At 61.8% G+C, this 17,718-nt stretch carries 15 protein-coding genes and 2 tRNA genes; 11 read left to right on the top strand and 6 right to left on the bottom strand.

The genetic code is table 11. The features are described 5' to 3' along the window. Positions 1–16: 16 nt before the first annotated feature. Together ASG03_RS15025 and uvrA are read right to left on the bottom strand one after the other, a co-directional pair. Positions 17–817, bottom strand: coding sequence for a DUF72 domain-containing protein (locus ASG03_RS15025; RefSeq protein WP_062694281.1), 801 nt, complete (start codon positions 815–817; stop codon positions 17–19). Between the two features lie 50 nt (positions 818–867). Beyond that, entirely contained in the window at positions 868–3,789 is a 2,922-nt protein-coding gene (gene uvrA / locus ASG03_RS15020) for an excinuclease ABC subunit UvrA (protein ID WP_062473469.1), read from the bottom strand. A gap of 331 nt (positions 3,790–4,120) precedes the next feature. Here uvrA and ASG03_RS15015 point away from each other — a divergent pair, with 331 nt between their 5' ends. From ASG03_RS15015 to ASG03_RS15005, 3 genes are all read left to right on the top strand, one after another. Continuing rightward, entirely contained in the window at positions 4,121–4,657 is a 537-nt protein-coding gene (locus tag ASG03_RS15015) for a single-stranded DNA-binding protein (RefSeq protein WP_062694279.1), read from the top strand. A 260-nt stretch (positions 4,658–4,917) separates the two neighbouring features. After that, entirely contained in the window at positions 4,918–5,634 is a 717-nt protein-coding gene (gene lexA / locus ASG03_RS15010; protein WP_062694276.1) for a transcriptional repressor LexA, read from the top strand. Between the two features lie 328 nt (positions 5,635–5,962). Next, positions 5,963–6,202, top strand: a complete 240-nt coding sequence (locus ASG03_RS15005; protein WP_062694274.1) for a hypothetical protein — start codon at positions 5,963–5,965, stop codon at positions 6,200–6,202. Positions 6,203–6,451: 249 nt separating this feature from the next. On the opposite strand, the gene ASG03_RS15000 is transcribed toward ASG03_RS15005, so the two are convergent. The 3 genes from ASG03_RS15000 to ASG03_RS14985 all read right to left on the bottom strand — a co-directional run bounded on the left by ASG03_RS15000 (position 6,452) and on the right by ASG03_RS14985 (position 8,357). Next, the gene (locus ASG03_RS15000; protein WP_156381869.1) at positions 6,452–6,739 is read right to left on the bottom strand and encodes a hypothetical protein; all 288 of its coding nucleotides are present in this window, start codon (positions 6,737–6,739) and stop codon (positions 6,452–6,454) included. Between the two features lie 689 nt (positions 6,740–7,428). After that, a tRNA-Cys gene (locus ASG03_RS14990) sits at positions 7,429–7,502 on the bottom strand. Between the two features lie 765 nt (positions 7,503–8,267). Further along, positions 8,268–8,357 (bottom strand) — tRNA-Ser (locus tag ASG03_RS14985). 189 nt (positions 8,358–8,546) lie between these two features. On the opposite strand from ASG03_RS14985, the gene ASG03_RS14980 reads away from it, so the two are divergent. The 8 genes from ASG03_RS14980 (at position 8,547) to ASG03_RS14945 (ending at position 16,535) form a co-directional block, all read left to right on the top strand. Beyond that, entirely contained in the window at positions 8,547–8,816 is a 270-nt protein-coding gene (locus tag ASG03_RS14980) for a hypothetical protein (protein WP_062694268.1), read from the top strand. Between the two features lie 182 nt (positions 8,817–8,998). Next, positions 8,999–10,111 (top strand): septal ring lytic transglycosylase RlpA family protein, encoded by a 1,113-nt coding sequence (locus ASG03_RS14975; RefSeq protein WP_062473296.1) that lies wholly within the window; start codon positions 8,999–9,001, stop codon positions 10,109–10,111. Positions 10,112–10,186: 75 nt separating this feature from the next. Continuing rightward, positions 10,187–11,305: a D-alanyl-D-alanine carboxypeptidase family protein gene (locus tag ASG03_RS14970; protein ID WP_062695201.1), complete on the top strand. Its 1,119-nt coding sequence runs from the start codon at positions 10,187–10,189 to the stop codon at positions 11,303–11,305. A 175-nt stretch (positions 11,306–11,480) separates the two neighbouring features. Then, entirely contained in the window at positions 11,481–12,164 is a 684-nt protein-coding gene (gene tmk, locus ASG03_RS14965; protein WP_443216633.1) for a dTMP kinase, read from the top strand. Continuing rightward, positions 12,161–13,204: a DNA polymerase III subunit delta' gene (locus tag ASG03_RS14960; RefSeq protein ID WP_062694264.1), complete on the top strand. Its 1,044-nt coding sequence runs from the start codon at positions 12,161–12,163 to the stop codon at positions 13,202–13,204. Before tmk ends, ASG03_RS14960 begins: the two co-directional genes overlap by 4 nt. A 139-nt stretch (positions 13,205–13,343) precedes the next feature. Next, positions 13,344–14,894 carry a methionine--tRNA ligase gene (gene metG / locus ASG03_RS14955; RefSeq protein WP_062694261.1) on the top strand — a complete coding sequence of 517 codons (1,551 nt, stop codon included), beginning with the start codon at positions 13,344–13,346 and terminating at the stop codon, positions 14,892–14,894. A 14-nt stretch (positions 14,895–14,908) separates the two neighbouring features. Next, positions 14,909–15,688 carry a TatD family hydrolase gene (locus ASG03_RS14950; protein ID WP_062695199.1) on the top strand — a complete coding sequence of 260 codons (780 nt, stop codon included), beginning with the start codon at positions 14,909–14,911 and terminating at the stop codon, positions 15,686–15,688. A gap of 13 nt (positions 15,689–15,701) precedes the next feature. Continuing rightward, a complete protein-coding gene (locus ASG03_RS14945; RefSeq protein ID WP_062694259.1) occupies positions 15,702–16,535 on the top strand; it encodes an MBL fold metallo-hydrolase in 834 nt (277 codons plus the stop codon). Here the strand turns inward: ASG03_RS14945 and ASG03_RS14940 are convergent. After that, positions 16,520–17,482 (bottom strand): phosphoribosylaminoimidazolesuccinocarboxamide synthase, encoded by a 963-nt coding sequence (locus tag ASG03_RS14940; RefSeq protein ID WP_062694258.1) that lies wholly within the window; start codon positions 17,480–17,482, stop codon positions 16,520–16,522. The two genes, ASG03_RS14945 and ASG03_RS14940, sit on opposite strands and share 16 nt — an antisense overlap. Positions 17,483–17,718 lie beyond the last annotated feature (236 nt).

Below are 17,718 nucleotides of genomic sequence, written 5' to 3'. Positions count from 1 at the left end.
ACTTTCGGGCGATGCATTAGCCCACGCGCTTCTGCAGCTCCATGGCGCCCCCGGGGGCGTTGACCTTGCCCTCGTGGATGAAGAAGGCAAAGACGTCTCTTGGATGCTTGGGCGGAGCGTCCGAGAGCAGCGGCAGCCCGTCCGCAACGCCACCGGATCCCCAGGCCTCAAGGCGCGCTTGCCATTCGGAGAGACGCGGCTCGTCGTAACAGGTCTCGACATCGTCGCTGCCCGTCTGCAGGCGGGTATAGACAAAGTCTGACGTCACATCCGCAATCATGGGATAATCCGCATGATCGGCACAGACGATGGCGACGTTGTGCCGTCGCGCCAGATCCACGAAAGCCTCGACCTGGAACGACGGGTGACGAACCTCGATCGCGTGCCGCAGGGCAAGGCCATCCTGCGTCTCGGGCAGCAGGGCCAGAAACGCCGCGAAATCCGCCGCATCGAACCTCTTCGTCGGCATGAACTGCCAGAGGATGGGCCCGAGCTTGGGCCCGAGTTCGGTCAATCCCTGGCCGAGGAAACGGGCGACGGACTCGCCCGCATCTGCCAGCACCTTCTTGTTGGTTGCGTAGCGGCTTGCCTTCAGCGTGAAGACGAAATCGTCCGGCACCTCTGACGCCCACTTTGCGAAGGTTTCGGGCTTTTGAGAACTGTAGTAGGTTCCGTTGACCTCGATCACCTGCAGCGCCTTGCCGGCGAACTCCAATTGCCGCTTCTTCGCGAGCCCCTCGGGATAGAACGTCCCTTCCCACGGATCGAACGTCCAGCCACCGATGCCGACACGGATCCTGCCGCCTTTACCACGCATTCCGATACCCCTCGCCAACGTCAAAAGCCTTGGACGACCTGCTCGACAGCCTATTCCGCCGCGACGGCCTTACGCACCGGACGGCGCTCCAGCAGTTCCTTGAGGAAGTGGCCGGTGTGCGACCGCTTCTCCCGCACGATCTGCTCCGGCGTTCCCTCGGCCACGACCTGCCCGCCGCCATCGCCGCCCTCCGGCCCGAAATCGAGGATCCAGTCGGCTGTCTTGATGACCTCCAGATTATGCTCGATCACGACGACCGAATTGCCCTGGTTGACGAGCTCGTGCAGCAGCTCGAGCAGCTTGGCGACGTCGTGGAAGTGCAGCCCCGTCGTCGGCTCGTCCAGAATGTACAGCGTGCGCCCCGTCGAGCGCTTGGACAGCTCCTTGGCCAGCTTGACGCGCTGCGCTTCGCCGCCCGACAGCGTATTGGCCTGCTGGCCCACCTTGATGTAGCCGAGGCCGACCTCGTTGAGCGTGACCAGCTTGTCGCGCACGGCCGGCACGGCCGCGAAGAATTCCACGCCCTCCTCGACCGTCATATCCAGAACGTCCGCGATCGACTTGCCCTTGAAGGTGACGTCGAGCGTTTCGCGGTTGTAGCGCTTACCATGGCAGACATCGCAGGTGACGTAGACGTCCGGGAGGAAGTGCATCTCGATCTTGATGACGCCGTCGCCTTGGCAGGCCTCGCAGCGACCGCCCTTCACGTTGAACGAGAAACGTCCCGGCTGATAGCCGCGGGCTTTTGCCTCCGGCAGCCCCGAAAACCAGTCGCGTATCGGTGTGAAGGCGCCGGTATAGGTCGCCGGGTTCGAGCGCGGTGTCCGGCCGATCGGTGACTGGTCGATATCGATGACCTTGTCGATATGTTCGAACCCGTCGATGCGATCATGGTCGGCCGGAATTTCACGCGCGCCCATCACGCGTCGCGCAGCCGACTTGTAGAGCGTCTCGATGAGGAAGGTGGATTTGCCGCCCCCGGAAACACCCGTTACCGCGGTGAAGACGCCCAGCGGAATCGACGCGGTGACGTTCTTCAGATTGTTGCCCCGCGCGCCGACGACGGTCAGTTCCTTCTTTTTCTTCGGCTTCCGCCGCTCGGCAGGCACGGAAACCGAGAGATCGCCCGACAGATACTTCCCCGTCAGAGACGTGGGATGATCGATGATCTCCTGCGGCGTGCCGGAAGCGACGACCTGACCGCCATGGATGCCGGCGGCCGGACCGATATCGACCACATAGTCGGCGGTCAGGATGGCATCCTCGTCGTGCTCGACGACGATGACGGTATTGCCGATGTCGCGCAGATGCCGCAACGTATCGAGCAGCCGCGCATTGTCGCGCTGGTGGAGGCCGATCGATGGCTCATCGAGGACATAGAGAACGCCTGTCAGGCCCGATCCGATCTGCGAGGCGAGCCGGATACGCTGGCTTTCGCCGCCCGAAAGCGTGCCCGAATTTCGCGAGAGGCTGAGGTAATCCAGCCCGACATCGTTCAGGAAGCGCAGACGATCGCGGATCTCCTTGAGAATCCGGACGGCAATCTCGTTCTGCTTCTCGGTCAGCCGCGCGGGAAGATCCTCGAACCAGTCGCGCGCGACGCGGATCGACATGTTGGTCACCTCGCCGATATGCAACCGGTCGATCTTGACGGCCAGGGCCTCGGGCTTCAGACGGAAACCCTTGCAGGCCGGGCAGGGGGCCGCCGACATGTAGCGTTCGATCTCCTCGCGCGCCCAAGCCGATTCGGTTTCCTTCCAGCGCCGTTCAAGATTCGGCACGATGCCTTCGAAGGTCTTGGTGGTGTTGTAGGACCGCGCGCCGTCGGCATATTGGAACACGATCTTCTCGTCCGTTCCCCGCAGGATCGCCGTCTTGGCAGCGTCCGAAAGGTCGGCCCAGGTATTGCTCAGCTTGAAGCCGAACGTCTTGCCGAGGGCCTCCAGCGTCTGATTGTAATAAGGAGAGGACGATTTCGCCCACGGCGCGATGGCGCCGTTTTTCAGCGTGCGGTCATGCTCCGGCACGATCAGGGCTTCGTCGATCTTCTGCTGGCTGCCAAGGCCGTCGCAGGTGGGGCAGGCGCCGAACGGATTGTTGAAGGAGAACAGGCGCGGCTCGATCTCCGAGATCGTGAAACCCGACACAGGGCAGGCAAACTTCTCGGAAAAGAGCACCCGTTCGTGCGTCTCGTTCAGCGACTTGTTGGCCGAGCCGCCGGCCGACGTCTCCTTCTCGGGCAGGGGCTTGTCGGCGAACTCGGCGATGGCCAATCCATCCGCCAGCCGCAGCGACGTCTCGAGACTGTCGGCGAGCCGTGCGGCAATGTCGCCGCGAACGACCAGGCGATCGACGACCACGTCGATATCGTGCTTGTACTTCTTGTCCAGCGCCGGCACGTCCGCAATTTCGTAGAACTGGCCGTCGACCTTCACACGCTGGAAGCCCTTCTTCATCAGCTCGGCGAGCTCTTTCTTGTACTCCCCCTTCCGGCCCCGGATCATCGGCGCGAGGATGTAGAGGCGGGCACCTTCCTCCATTGCCAGGATCCGGTCGACCATCTGGCTGACCGTCTGGCTTTCGATCGGCAGGCCGGTCGCCGGTGAATAGGGAACGCCGACGCGCGCGAAGAGCAGCCGCATGTAGTCGTAGATTTCCGTCACCGTCCCCACGGTGGAACGCGGATTCTTGGACGTCGTCTTCTGCTCGATCGAGATCGCCGGCGAGAGGCCCTCGATCAGATCCACATCCGGCTTCTGCATCATTTCAAGGAACTGGCGCGCGTAGGCCGAGAGGCTCTCGACATAGCGGCGCTGCCCCTCCGCATAGATGGTATCGAATGCGAGCGACGATTTTCCCGACCCCGAAAGGCCGGTCATCACGATCAGCTTGTTGCGCGGGAGGTCTAGATCAACCCCCTTGAGATTGTGCTCCCGCGCACCGCGGATCGAAATGGTCTTGAATTCGCTCATGGTAGGATGCTCTGTGTGGGGACGAAGCCATTACTTAAGATCGATACTTCATATGTCGAGCCGGCGTCGCGCGAAACCGAAATTCCACGCTGAAGCAATCCGCCGGACGGATGGCGGCCGGAAGGGAACGCGCGGTCCGTCTTGCGAACCCGCACGACCCGTCTGGCGCGTCGCTCGATTGACAGGATCATAGCGAACACCTAGAACAAATAAAGAACAAATTTGCAAACTGTGGATTGCCGCCGGCCGGGGGCGAAAAGCCACGTCGAAAAGCGTAGGCTTCCGGCACACTGCGGATGGTCGAGCCGCGTTCAGGAGACAGGACAAAGAGATGGCTGGTAGCGTAAACAAGGTGATCCTCATCGGAAATGTCGGTGCGGACCCGGAAATCCGGCGGACGCAGGACGGCAAGCCGATTGCCAACCTGCGCATCGCCACCTCCGAAAGCTGGCGGGACAGGAATTCCGGCGAGCGGCGCGAGAAGACCGAATGGCACACGGTTGTCGTCTTCAACGAGGGTCTCTGCAAAGTCGTCGAACAGTATGTGAAGAAGGGCGCGAAGCTTTACCTCGAAGGCGCGTTGCAGACACGCAAGTGGCAGGACAAGGACGGCAACGACCGTTATTCCACCGAAGTGGTGCTCCAGGGCTTCAATTCGACGCTGACCATGCTGGACGGACGTGACGGCGGCGGCGGCGGTGGAGGCGGCGGAAGCCGCGGTGGCGCCGATTACGGCGGCAGCAGCGGCCCGAACTATGGCGACGACTACGACCGTCCGGCGTCGTCTTCCAGCGGCCGGTCCGGCGGGGGTGCCGGCGGATCTAGCGGTGGTTTCTCGCGGGATCTGGACGACGATATTCCGTTCTGATTCCGTTTCCGATTATCACGATCGAACAGTTTTCGCCGTTGCGAATGTCTTCGCGACGGCGTTTCTGTATGATGCTTGGCCTCTGCGCGATCGAGAGATCGTATCGTGCCAGAAGCGCCTCCAAACCAAGAAAAAAGCTGATGGAAATAGCGGGAAGCGAGCCGACGACAGTTGAGTTAGGCGGAATGGGACTTGCAGAACACATGAGGAACATATAACACTGTTCTTGCTTTGTTTCGTGACTCTGGAGTCGATTGATCATGCTGACCCGCAAGCAACAAGAATTGCTGATTTTCATTCATGAGCGCATGAAGGAATCGGGTGTCCCGCCGTCGTTCGACGAGATGAAGGATGCCCTCGAGCTGGCATCCAAGTCCGGCATCCATCGTCTCATCACGGCGCTCGAGGAGCGGGGTTTCATCCGGCGTCTGCCGAACAGGGCGCGCGCGCTGGAGGTGATCAAATTGCCGGACGCCTATCTCGCGTCCACTCCGCCGAAGCGCGGCTTTACGCCCAGCGTCATCCAGGGAAGCCGTCCGGCTCCCGCTTCGGAGACACCGCTGACGCCGCCGTTGGCGGTGGGAAACGACAACAGCGTATCGGTTCCTGTCATGGGCCGCATCGCGGCGGGGGTTCCGATCTCCGCCATTCAGAACAACACGCATGACATTGCCGTACCCGCCTTCATGCTGGGCAGCGGCGAACATTACGCCCTGGAGGTCCGCGGGGACTCCATGGTGGATGCCGGTATTCTCGATGGCGACACCGTGATCATTCGGAACGCCAACAGCGCGAGCCCCGGTGAGATCGTCGTTGCGCTGGTCGATGACGAAGAGGCGACCTTGAAGCGCTTCCGACGCAAAGGAGCGTCCGTGGCCCTGGAAGCAGCAAATCCCGCCTATGAGACCCGCATTTTCGGACCGGACCGTGTCAAGGTTCAAGGAAAGCTTGTCGGCTTGATTCGCCGCTATCAGTAAAATCCACGCACACCTGACCGCACCACGTCGGACAGAAATCGGCGACCGGTATCGCTGACCGAGCAAGATGGCCGCTGGTGCGATGGGTTCGCTCCCGGTCGTCGTGTCGCGAAAGCGCGCGCGTGATGTTGTGCGTGCGGTTTCGTCTCGCGTCCTTGGTCGTATGAACGTTCCACGGGATCAGGCTAGCAGTTGCGTTTCGGTACGTGGTGGCCAAAGCCTGTCGCCGAGCGACAGTGCCGTTCTCCTATCGATTGAGTCGTGTGACGGGACTGTGGAACCGGTTGCAGGCGGCCGCGTTAACCGTCCGAATGCTGCGGAGACCGAGATGCCGGGAACAACGGAAAGTTTTGAAGTCCTGGTCTTCGATGTGAACGAGGGCGAGGTCTCTCAGTCACGCGAACCGATCATGGCCGAAAGTGCCGACGCTGCACGGCAGTTGGCGGGTCGGCTGGCGGAAACGCACGCCGGGACGATTGCCCTCTCCAGGCGCGGACGCGTGGCGATCGGAGAGTGCGAGCCATCCGTCGTTCTGGAACAGCACGGTCGGATCGGTGATTTCGACTGAGAAGGCCGACCTCGCGGCCCCACTTTTTCCGCGCTTTTGCGCAAAGGATCATGTCTATGAGAATGATTTTCGTCGGGATGCTTGCATCCGTCCTCAGTATCCTCGTGATCAAATATGCCAACAACGACCTTGGCAACAGTGTCCCGATGACCACCGTCGGAGCAGCCAGCTCCCTCTAACAGAGACGCCAGGCTGCTCCGGAGTGCCGGAAAGGCCGCGCAAGCATGGCGCGGCGCGACCAGACCTCGGTCACTCGTGGATCGTGTAGGATCCCATCTCGCAGAGGTTCTGTTTGTCTTCCGTCGTTGCGAGGTTCGATCCCTCTTCGAACTCGAACCGCATGTCATAATCGCAAACATCGCGACCATCTGCGATCGTCAGTTCGATGGTCTCGCCCGGATTGAGAACCTGCTCGCCGAATACGTCACCTTCCCATTCGCTGACGCCGACGGGCGACGTGTAGAACCGCGTGAGGACGGATTGCGTGCCGTTTTTGAGCGAGAAGACGAGATCTTCCGCTTGTGCCGTTCCGGACATCAAAATCGTGCCCAAAACAAGCGCGCCTGTCAGCCGTGCCAGTGTCAACATTGTGTTTATCCCCCCAAGGAATCTCTGTGGCGTCCGTTCGTGGACGCTAAATGAAGAATAGCGATGGCTTAAGCGGGTTCAACGGGAATCTGACGCCTGCCACCGATTTAACGGCGTGTAACCTACGCGGAGTGATCCCTAGGGATTTCAAGGCGATGATGCGGGAAAGATGCACTGAACGGCAAAGGGGAGAGAGGCGCACCCTCGTCACGGCGGCCGCAGCTGCCTGAGGCGACGGCTCTGTCGTTACCATTGGAAAATTTGGACGGCCGCCGTAACCTCGTGGCAGCGACGTGACGTCAATCTGTCGCCCGACCCCGCTCTAGAACCAGCGGCAGTCGCGTCCGAGGTCCTTCTGACAGAAGTCGAAACATCCGTCCACTCCCCATCACCGCCATATGCAGTGCTCGCCCTGGACGATGTTGCTCGGGATAAGTATCTCCGTCATCATGAAGCTTCAAATGGCTAGGTTGATCAAGGTGCGGCCTTGGGGCTACGCCACTGCGCAACACGACGTTCACCGGGAGAGCGACATCAGCCAACCGGAGCTCGCCAGGGTAACCGCTGAACCTCAAGATTGCCGCGCCTGTGGAAAACAGGTTGCTTGATCAGACAGATAGGGGAGAAGCGGGTGAGAATGGAGGCCTCGCCCGGAATTGAACCGGGGTGCAAGGATTTGCAGTCCTCTGCGTCACCACTCCGCCACGAGGCCTCTTAGGGTCGATCAACGAGCCGTGGCCAGCGTTTAGAATCATCCCAGACGAAGCGCAAGAGGAGGGGCCTGCTTTTCCAACTTTTCTTGGGACCAGCAGCCACAGGATCGCGGAAGGGGCGCCACTGCGTCCGTCTGTCGGTCAAGCCTTTCGAAACCGATGCAGGAATGGCCCCGAAAAAATTAGGACGACGGTCTCCGTCCTAAGCCGCACCTGTCGCGTAGCGTTGGGTCGCCCGAAGAGGTTCGGAGATTTCGGAGGCCTAGGTCTGCCAAGAGGATGCGTCGCGCGGGTGATCTGTGAACATGACGCCCTCAGGGCTGCCCGCCACGCTTGATGAAGATGACCGCGACCCCTCCGCGAACCACTCTAACGCCGGCGTCACTCGGTCGGGTATAATGGTTGCGCTTCCGACGCCTTTCGGCGGGCCTCAGCATAGCGCGTCTGGAACCCGAATAAAGCCGTTGCCAGACCCGAGGGATCGTTTCCGCTGCCATCAAAATTTCATGGCGTGCGTTCGCTATCACTGAACAATCTCCAAAAAGCCGCGGTAGGGTTCCAGCCCAAAACCTCCGGCTTTTCCAGGCTCGTAGCGTTCAATGCATAGGTCGAACGCCAATTCTTACCTACAACAGTGAACCGAATATTTTGTAACACGTCTGCAGTTGCAGCACTCTTGCAGGATATGTTGACAATGTTGCAGCGGGTCCAGCCAAGGCGGCGAAATTCGTCAACCAATTTTGATAAGCTATAACATAGGCTTGTGGCGGAAGAGGTGGGATTCGAACCCACGGTACGGTCTCCCGCACGCCGGTTTTCAAGACCGGTTCCTTAAACCACTCGGACACTCTTCCGGATGCGCGCATGCGAGGGTTTCACCGGATTAGCGGCTCACGGCGGGATCGTCAACTCGGCTTCGCGCTGGGTCTCGGCAATGTCATGCGCGCGGACCGCGCGGCGCGAGCGCTCGTGGCGGTCCATGGAACAAAAATCAGTCGGGCGGGTTCCAGCGAGTAGATCAATCGTAACGATGGAGATGAGCAATGCGGAACGTCTTGACGATCTCGGCTCTCGTTCTTGGTGTTGCTTTGTCGCAGCCGGCCGTTGCTGCACTCGGCACTCCGGGGGCAAAGGATTATGATGAAATCGCGTTGGCGGGCCTCTCGTTCGCGACGCCTGTGAACGGCGAGGCCTATGAACAGCGGGCCGAGGTCTGCGTGCCGCCGGAAGAACAGTATATTCCCTCCTTCGTGCGCGATCCCGGCGGTCGCATCGTCGGCGTTACCTATACGATCATTGAATATGTCTGCTGATATCGTCCCTTGCGCCAATTAACCAAGTATTAACCATAAACATCAATTCCGTCCGCATCACTGCTGTGGCGTTCGCATTTACGCCATGTTGCTGTCATTTTTGACGACTGTATCTTTTTGGTACGATCGGTCCACCTACGGGGGTAGGGGTATCGGTTCGTCAGACAGCGGCAATGGGACACATGACTTTCAGACATTATGCTCGTCTTCTCGCGAAAAGCGCAGGCTTTGTGGCCGTTCCGGCCATTTGTCTGGTGCTGACATCCTGTGGGACCACAGGGCAGGTCAATGCCCCGAAAAAGCGCAGCAAAGAGTATTTTCCGGAGTCGGTCTATGGCGTCAAGGCGAGCCCCCGCGTCGCCGACGGCAAGAACATCCCGAAAGGCGGTGGGCGCTACCAGGTCGGCAAGCCCTATAAGGTCAAGGATACCTGGTACACGCCGAAAGAGGATTTCAGCTACAACAAGGTCGGCATCTCCTCCTGGTATGGATCTGCCTTCCACGGACGCCTGACCGCGAACGGCGAAGTCTACGACACGGCGCACCTGTCCGCCGCTCACCCGACGTTCCCGCTGCCCAGCTATGCCCGCGTGACAAATGTCGAGAACGGCTCTTCCGTGATCGTCCGTGTCAACGATCGCGGTCCTTACGAGTTCGGACGGATCATTGACGTTTCCTCGAAGACGGCCGATCTGCTCGACATCAAGCGCAAGGGCAGCGCGCAGGTTCGCGTCCAGTATGTCGGTCGCGCGCCGCTCGAGGGCAACGACATGCCGTATCTCATGGCATCCTACGCGCCGAAGGGAAGCCGCGTTCCCGGCATCGCGCCCGAGGGACAGATCGCGTCCGGCGTCATGGTCGCCTCGAACGAGCCGCTCGCGCGGCAGGTGCGCACGTTCGGGTCGGCTGGACTCGGCTCTGCTCCCGTTCCGTCTCAGGCATCATCGCAGCAGGCATCATCGCAGCAAACAGGGCGCACACGCCCGGCACCGTCTGCCGTTTCTTCGCTCGATCGGGACTCGTCGATGACGGCGCTCGCCGAGCCGGAGCACGTTCTCCGGGCACCGGGTGCCATGGAGGCGCTCGAGGCTTTCGTGACGTTGCCGGACATCGGCCCGATCCCGGCAGAGCGTCCCGGCAATGTCGGCCGTCCGGGCAACGGCGTCCTCTATGCGGCCGCCTATGTCGAGGCACGTGTGAGCCCATCGGAAGCGGCCTTCGACGCGATCATGGTCGATCCGCACGCTCTTACGTCATCCGCGATCGTGGCCCATGCCAAACGCAACGCCCGCTAGGCGGCGTATGGTCTGCGCCGGCGTGGAGGGTGCTCCGTGCAACGGCTGAAGCGGGGCGGTGTGCTCGCAATCGCGATGGTCCATGCGTTGCTCGGCACCCCGTCGCAGGCGCAGGAGTTTGAAACCAAGGCCCGCCAAGCCCTGGTGATCGACGCCCTGACCGACACGATCCTTCTGGCGAAGGCCGCCGACGAACCCGTGCCGCCCGCATCCATGGCCAAATTGATGACCGTGGAGCTCGTGCTGTCTGCGCTCAAGGATGGGAGCCTGTCGCGTCAAACGCTTTTTCCGGTCAGCGAACATGCCTGGCGGACGGGCGGGGCCCCCTCCGGCACCTCCACGATGTTTGCGGCCTTGAAGTCGAGCGTATCCGTCGCCGATCTTCTGCAGGGCGTCATCGTGCAATACGCCAATGATGCCTGCATCATTCTGGCCGAAGGCATGACGGGCAGCGAAGACCAGTTCGCCGAACGCATGACGGCACGGGCGCGCGACATCGGATTGAAGGCATCGACCTTCGCCAATCCGACGGGTCTCCCGGCGGCAGGCAATCTGACAACGATGCGGGATCTCGTCACCCTCGCACGGCATCTGCGTTCCGCCTATCCGGACGACGTCGCGCTCTTCCGGCAGCCGGAGTTCGAATGGAACAAGATCCGCCAGAGAAACCGCAATCCGCTGTTGTCGGCCGAGATCGGCGTGGACGGTTATGTCACCGGCTTTGCCGAGGGCTATGGCTACGGCATTGTCGCTTCGATGGAACAGGGTGGCCGGCGGGTCGACCTGGCGTTGAACGGGCTTGCGACGGACAAGGAACGGGTCGCCGAGGCGAAGCGCGTTTTCGACTGGGCGATGACGCAGTTTTCCGAGAAACGCCTCTTTGCAGCCGGTGAGCAGGTTGCCGAAGCAAGCGTGTATGGCGGCAACCTTGCCACGGTGGGACTGGTCACCGCCGGACCGGTCGATATCCTCCTCCCGGTGAAGACGCCACCCAAGCTGTCGGCACGCGTTGTGTATCGCTGGCCCCTGGCGGTTCCCGTGCGCGCCGGCGATGTCGCCGCCACGCTGCGAATCTGGAACGGCGACCACCTCCTGCGCGAGGTACCCCTGAAGGCCGCGACCTCCGTCGAGGCGGGCACGCTGACGAGCCGCGCGGCCGACGCGCTCCAGGAGCTTCTGTTCTTCTGGCTCTGATCAGCGAATACGGCGTCTGAAGCGCGCCGTCACGTCGCGCGTTTTCCGCGCTGCCGGTTTTCAGACGCTGCGCAATGGTCTACTGCAACGGAGCTGAGCGGGACGTCGGACCGGATGACCGCGTCGGCAGGACGCAGGGCGAAACCGGCGTCTTCCGGACGACAGAGGGCGATGTATCTTGGCGGCAGACGCAGTGTTCGTGACATTCGAAGGCGGTGAGGGGGTGGGCAAATCCACCCAGATCCGCCGGCTGGCCGATGCCCTCAAAACGCAAGGGCATGACGTTCTCATCACCCGCGAACCTGGAGGGTCTGCGGGGGCAGAAGCGGTGCGGCACGTCATCCTGTCCGGGGCTGCCGAATCCTACGGGGTTCGCATGGAGGCGCTGCTTTTTGCCGCTGCACGCAGCGACCACGTGGAAACCGTGATCCGGCCGGCGCTGGATGACGGGCAGATCGTTCTCTGCGATCGCTTCATGGACTCGTCACGCGTGTATCAGGGGATCACGGGAAATCTGCCGGAACCGTTGATCGACGGGCTGGAACGCGTCGCGATCAACGGTCTGCGTCCGGACATGACCATCATCCTCGACATGCCGGCCGCCCAAGGCCTCGCGCGCGCGCGGGAACGGGCGAACCAGTCTGCAGAGAGCCTAAAAGCCGTGCCGGACCGTTTTGAGAAAGAGGAACTGGAAACGCACGAGAAACGCCGGGAAGCCTTCCGCGACATCGCGGCACGCAATCCCGAGCGGTGCCGCATCGTCGATGCATCGCGCCCGATCGACGTGATTGCCGGCGACGTGCTGGCGGCCGTTCAGGCCCTGATCTCCGAGCGGCAGGCGCGAAAGGAAAGAGCATGAGCGAGGGACGGTCCGATGCTCTGGAGGGCGCCATTGCGCCGTCCGACAACACCGTGCTCTTTGGGCATGAAGAGGCCCAGGCTTTCCTGGCGGCCGGCTACCGGTCGGGCAAAGCCCATCACGCCATCCTCATCGAGGGGCCGGAAGGGATCGGCAAGGCAACACTTGCCTTTCGCTTCGCCAACCATGTCCTCAGCCATCCGGAGCCTGCCGATGCGCCGACCGTGATCGCCGATCCCGATCGCGGATCCGTGGTCAGCCGGCAGATTGCGGCGGGATCGTCCCACAATGTCCTGCATCTCGCGCGTCCCGTCGACGAAAAGACCGGCAAGGTGAAAAGCGCGATCACCGTGGACGAGGTGCGGCGGGCAGGGCGTTTCTTCTCCCAGACATCGGGCACCGGAAACTGGCGCATCGTCATCATCGATCCGGCCGACGACCTCAATCGGAACGCGGCGAATGCGATTCTGAAGATTCTCGAGGAGCCCCCGAAACGCTCGATGTTCCTTGTCCTCAGCCACGCGCCGGGTCGCCTCCTGCCGACGATCCGATCGCGCTGTCTGCCGCTGACCTTGAAGCCGCTGACCGATGCGCACATGATCAAGGCGCTGTCGCATCTCGATATCCGGCTCGAAGGAGAGCTCGGCTCAAGGGTGCTCGCTGCGGCCAAAGGCAGCGTCTCCGAGGCCCTGAAGCTCGTCCACTACGGCGGGCTCGACATCATCGACGCGTTCGACCACATGCTCGCGCATCCCGACGATGCACCGGCCCGGCGCGAGATGCACAAGTTGGGCGATGTGCTCGCCGCCAAGGACAGCGACACGATCTTCGACTTCTTTGCGACATTGGTGGCGCGGCATGTCACCACGCAGGCGAGGGCGGCCGGGCTCGCCGGGGACCTTGCCAGCGCCGAACGCTTTGCGCGGTTGTCCTCGGATCTGTCCGAGCGCCTGACGGTGGCTCAGGCCTACAATCTCGATCGGAAGCAGACAGTCCTGTCCATTCTCGATGATCTGAGGGCGGCAGGAACGGCGGCCTAGGCCGTCCGGTCCCGAGAACCACAGATCCCTTGCGGAGAGGGACCCGTTTTTCCGCCTCTTGCATTCCCTCGGCTCCGGGATTGGTTTAAGGACGATCCACGCCCCGCGCCCGATACCTCGACCTGCAGAAGTCCCGCCCATGACCGACACGTCCCCCTTCTACATCACCACCGCCATCGCCTATCCGAACGGCCGGCCGCATATCGGCCATGCCTACGAGCTGATCGCGACCGACGTCGTTGCGCGGTTTGAGCGACTCGATGGGCGCGATGTCTTCTTTCTGACGGGAACGGACGAGCACGGGCAGAAGATGCAGCAGACGGCGCGTCGGGAAGGCCTGACACCGCAGGAACTTGCCGATCGCAACGCCGCCGAGTTCCAGGCGATGGTGAAGCGTCTCGAAGGCTCCAACGACGACTATATCCGCACGACCGAGGCTCGCCACCACGAGGCGGTGAAGGTTATCTGGAACAGGATGGCGGACGCCGGCGACCTGTACAAGGATGCCTATTCCGGTTGGTACTCCGTGCGCGACGAAGCCTATTATCAGGAGAGCGAAACCGAGGTGCGCGCCGACGGCGTGCGCTATGGCCCACAGGGAACGCCGGTGGAATGGGTCGAAGAGGCGAGCTATTTCTTCCGGCTCTCCGCCTATCAGGACCGGCTGCTGCAGCATTACGAGGACAACCCGGATTTCATCGGTCCGGCCGAACGCCGCAACGAGGTGATCTCGTTCGTGAAGTCCGGTCTGAAGGACCTCTCCATGTCACGCACCACCTTCGACTGGGGCATCCCCGTGCCGGGTGACCCGGCGCATGTCATGTATGTCTGGGTTGATGCCCTGACGAACTACATTACGGCCACGGGTGCCCTGACGGACCCGGCGGGGCCCCGCGCCAAATACTGGCCTGCAAGCATCCACATGATCGGCAAGGACATCATTCGCTTCCACGCCGTCTACTGGCCCGCCTTCCTGATGTCGGCAGGCCTGCCACTGCCGAAAAAGGTCTTCGCCCACGGCTTCCTGCTCAACAAGGGCGAGAAGATGTCGAAGTCGCTCGGCAACGTGGTCGATCCCGTGAATCTGATCGATCATTTCGGTCTCGACCAGATCCGGTATTTCTTCATGCGCGAAGTCTCGTTCGGGCAGGATGGAAGCTACAGCGAGGAAGCCATCGCCACCCGGATCAATTCCGACCTTGCCAACGGGATCGGCAATCTGGCGAGCCGCTCGCTGTCGATGATCGTCAAGAATTGCGATGGCGCCATTCCGACCTGCGGACCCCTAAGCGATGCAGACACGGCGATGCTGGCTGCAGCTGACGCGCTGCACGCGTCGACCCGTGTCGACATGGATGCGCTCGCCATTCACAAGGTGCTGGCCTCGATCATCGCCGTGGTGTCGGAAGCCGATCGCTATTTCGCCGGGCAGGAGCCTTGGGCACTGAAAAAGACGGATCCGGCACGCATGGGAACGGTGCTCTACGTAACCGCGGACGTCGTCCGCCAGGTGGCGATCCTGCTGCAGCCCTTCATGCCGGGTTCTGCGGCCAAGCTTCTCGACCTCGTCGCTGTTCCGGACGACCGTCGCAGCTTTGCGTTTCTGGGAGCCGCCGGACGCCTCGCGTCGGGAACGCCGCTCGAAGCTCCGAAGCCGGTCTTTCCGCGCTACGTCGCACCCGAGGTTTGATCGTGGCGTCTCCCTTGTTGATCGACACGCATTGCCACCTCGACTTCCCGGATTTCGAGGCCGAGCGGGACGACATCGTTGCGCGGGCGGCGGACATCGGCGTGTACAAGTTGGTCACCATCTGTACGCGCGTCAAACGCTTCGAGACGATCCTCGCGGTCGCCGAACGGTACGACCAGGTGTTCTGCTCGGTTGGAACGCATCCGAACAACGCGGACGAGGAGCTCGACGTCACGACGGAGGATCTTGTCCGGCTCTCGGCCCATCCGAAGGTGGTCGCCATCGGCGAGGCCGGTCTTGATTATTTCTACGACACGCAGAAACCGGACGATCAGAAGACGGGCCTGCTTCGTCACATCGCCGCCGCGCGGGAAACGGGCCTTCCGCTCGTGATCCACAGCCGATCGGCAGACGACGATATGGCCGACATCCTGACGACAGAGACAGGGAAGGGGGCCTTCCCCTTCATTCTCCACTGTTTTTCGTCCGGGGCGGAACTCGCGCGCATCGGCGTGGACCTCGGCGGCTATATCTCCTTCTCCGGCATTCTGACCTTTCCGAAATCCGAGGATCTGCGAACGATCGCCCGCGCAGTGCCGCACGATCGGCTGCTCGTCGAAACGGACGCGCCCTATCTTGCGCCCAAACCCTTCCGCGGCAAGCGCAACGAGCCGGCCTATGTCGCGCATACGGCTCAGGTTCTCGGGGAAACCCTCGGCCTTTCCCTTGAAGAGATCGCGGCGGTGACCACCGAAAACGCCCATCGCGTCTTCTCCAAGATGCCACGATCCTGAACCGGTGGCGTCGATGGCAGCAAGACGGATCTTCACCATTCTTGGCTGCGGCTCGTCGCCCGGGGTACCGCGCATTACCGGCGATTGGGGGGCGTGCGATCCGCGCAATCCGAAAAATCGCAGGTTGCGTGCTGCCTTGCTGGTCGAGCAGGTGTCGGAGAATGGCGGACGCACGACGGTGCTGATCGACACAGGGCCCGATCTGCGCGAGCAGCTGATCTCCGCCGGGGTGAGGGGTCTCGACGCCGTGGTCTACACCCATTCGCATGCCGACCATCTGCACGGCATCGACGATCTGCGGGGCTTCGTGATCCATAATCGCCGCCAGACGCCGATCTGGGCCGATGCCTTCACCCTGGCGCGGATCCGCGAGGGATTTCGCTACTGCCTGGAATCACCGCCCGGGAGCAACTACCCGCCGATCATTCGCGCCTGCCCGATCACGCCATCGCTCGAACCTTTCCATGTCGAGGGCGAAGGCGGCACAATAATCTTCGAGCCGCTGCTGCAGATGCACGGCTCCATCCACTCCCTGGGTTTCCGCATCGGCGACGTCGCCTACTGCACGGATGTCTCCGATTTCCCGCCGGAGACGGTCGGCAAGCTCGCAAACCTGCAGACCCTGATCCTCGACACGCTGCAATATGAATATCATCCGAGCCACCTGTCGCTTGGACAAGCGCTCGCCTGGGTCGAAACCCTCGCGCCGAAACGTGCCGTTCTCACGCACATGCATGTTCCGCTCGACTACGATACCGTCATGGCGGAAACACCGGCTCATGTGGAGCCGGCGTATGATGGCTTGCAGATCGTGACGGAGATCGAGACCCGTTACCCGGCGAAGTAAGGCCTGAGGTTCTCCCGGATGCGGGCGAGGACGCTCTCGCCGCGCAGATCCGGCGCGAATGCCTCGCCGGTGATCGTCTCGTAGGCTTCGATATAGACCCGCGAGGTCTGTGTCACGAGCGCGTCCGGAATGGCTGGAATCGGATCCTTGTAAGGATCGCAGCGTTCGGTCACCCAGGCTCGTACGAAATCCTTGTCGAAGCTCTTTGGACGGCCGCCTGTCGCAAAGCTTTCAGGGTAGCTCTCGGCGATCCAGTAGCGGCTGCTGTCCGGCGTGTGGATTTCGTCGGCCAGCACGATCCGCCCGGACGCGTCGGTGCCGAACTCGTATTTCGTATCGACCAGGATCAGCCCGCGTCGGGCGGCCAACGCCTGTCCACGCTCAAAAAGCGCCAGCGCATAGGTCGAGACCGTTTCCCACTGGTCCGGCGTCAGAAGCTTCTGCGCCAGGATCTCATCCGCCGAGAGCGGTTCGTCATGGCCGCCGTCGAACGCCTTGCTCGTGGGCGTGATGATCGCGGTCGGAAGCTTCTCGTTGTCCTTCATGCCATCGGGAAGCTCGGTCCCGTACATGACCCGCTCGCCGTTTCGATATTTCGTCAGGATCGACGTGCTGGTCGTGCCGGCGAGATAACCGCGCACGACGATCTCGACCGGCAGGATATCGAGCCGTGTCCCGACGACGACATTGGGATCGGGATATTCGAGCACGTGGTTGGGGCAGATATCCGCGGTCTGTTCGAACCAGTAGCGCGCCGTCTGCGTGAGAACCTGGCCCTTGAACGGGATCGCCGTCAGCACGACGTCGAACGCACTCAGCCGGTCGGTCGCGATGATGATCCGTCGTCCGTCCGCCAGATCGTAGTTCTCGCGGACCTTGCCATTGTATCGGCCGGGAAGCTCGGGAATATGGGCGTCGGGGAGAATACGCTGATTGCTGTCGGTCAAGGGCCCATCTCGTCGCTCGTGGAAACACCTCCGTCGATTAGCCGTGCTTTGGACGCTGCGTCAACACAGGAATGCCCGTGGCGACAGCACCGGTGCAGAACCTGAGGCCGTCCATTCCAGTGCCATCGATATCGTTCTGTTCCATAATCTATCTTATCTGATCGGTACGTTTAGCCGGGGCAGATTCCATTTTCAAATGCAACGAGGACAATAATGGCCATGGTTTCAGGAGGATG

The sequence above is a fragment of the Rhizobium sp. Leaf341 genome (genome assembly GCF_001424325.1).
GTDB lineage: Bacteria > Pseudomonadota > Alphaproteobacteria > Rhizobiales > Rhizobiaceae > Ferranicluibacter.
The sequence above is the reverse complement of the archived record's forward strand: the minus strand, read 5'-3'. Positions and strand labels throughout refer to the sequence as shown.

Bases quoted from the DNA above. Each gene is read 5' to 3' on its own strand.
- ASG03_RS15025 (WP_062694281.1), bottom strand. From the start codon at position 817: ATGCGTGGTAAAGGCGGCAGGATCCGTGTCGGCATCGGTGGCTGGACG.
- uvrA (WP_062473469.1), bottom strand. From the start codon at position 3,789: ATGAGCGAATTCAAGACCATTTCGATCCGCGGTGCGCGGGAGCACAAT.
- ASG03_RS15015 (WP_062694279.1), top strand. From the start codon at position 4,121: ATGGCTGGTAGCGTAAACAAGGTGATCCTCATCGGAAATGTCGGTGCG.
- lexA (WP_062694276.1), top strand. From the start codon at position 4,918: ATGCTGACCCGCAAGCAACAAGAATTGCTGATTTTCATTCATGAGCGC.
- ASG03_RS15005 (WP_062694274.1), top strand. From the start codon at position 5,963: ATGCCGGGAACAACGGAAAGTTTTGAAGTCCTGGTCTTCGATGTGAAC.
- ASG03_RS15000 (WP_156381869.1), bottom strand. From the start codon at position 6,739: ATGTCCGGAACGGCACAAGCGGAAGATCTCGTCTTCTCGCTCAAAAAC.
- ASG03_RS14980 (WP_062694268.1), top strand. From the start codon at position 8,547: ATGCGGAACGTCTTGACGATCTCGGCTCTCGTTCTTGGTGTTGCTTTG.
- ASG03_RS14975 (WP_062473296.1), top strand. From the start codon at position 8,999: ATGACTTTCAGACATTATGCTCGTCTTCTCGCGAAAAGCGCAGGCTTT.
- ASG03_RS14970 (WP_062695201.1), top strand. From the start codon at position 10,187: ATGGTCCATGCGTTGCTCGGCACCCCGTCGCAGGCGCAGGAGTTTGAA.
- ASG03_RS14960 (WP_062694264.1), top strand. From the start codon at position 12,161: ATGAGCGAGGGACGGTCCGATGCTCTGGAGGGCGCCATTGCGCCGTCC.
- metG (WP_062694261.1), top strand. From the start codon at position 13,344: ATGACCGACACGTCCCCCTTCTACATCACCACCGCCATCGCCTATCCG.
- ASG03_RS14945 (WP_062694259.1), top strand. From the start codon at position 15,702: ATGGCAGCAAGACGGATCTTCACCATTCTTGGCTGCGGCTCGTCGCCC.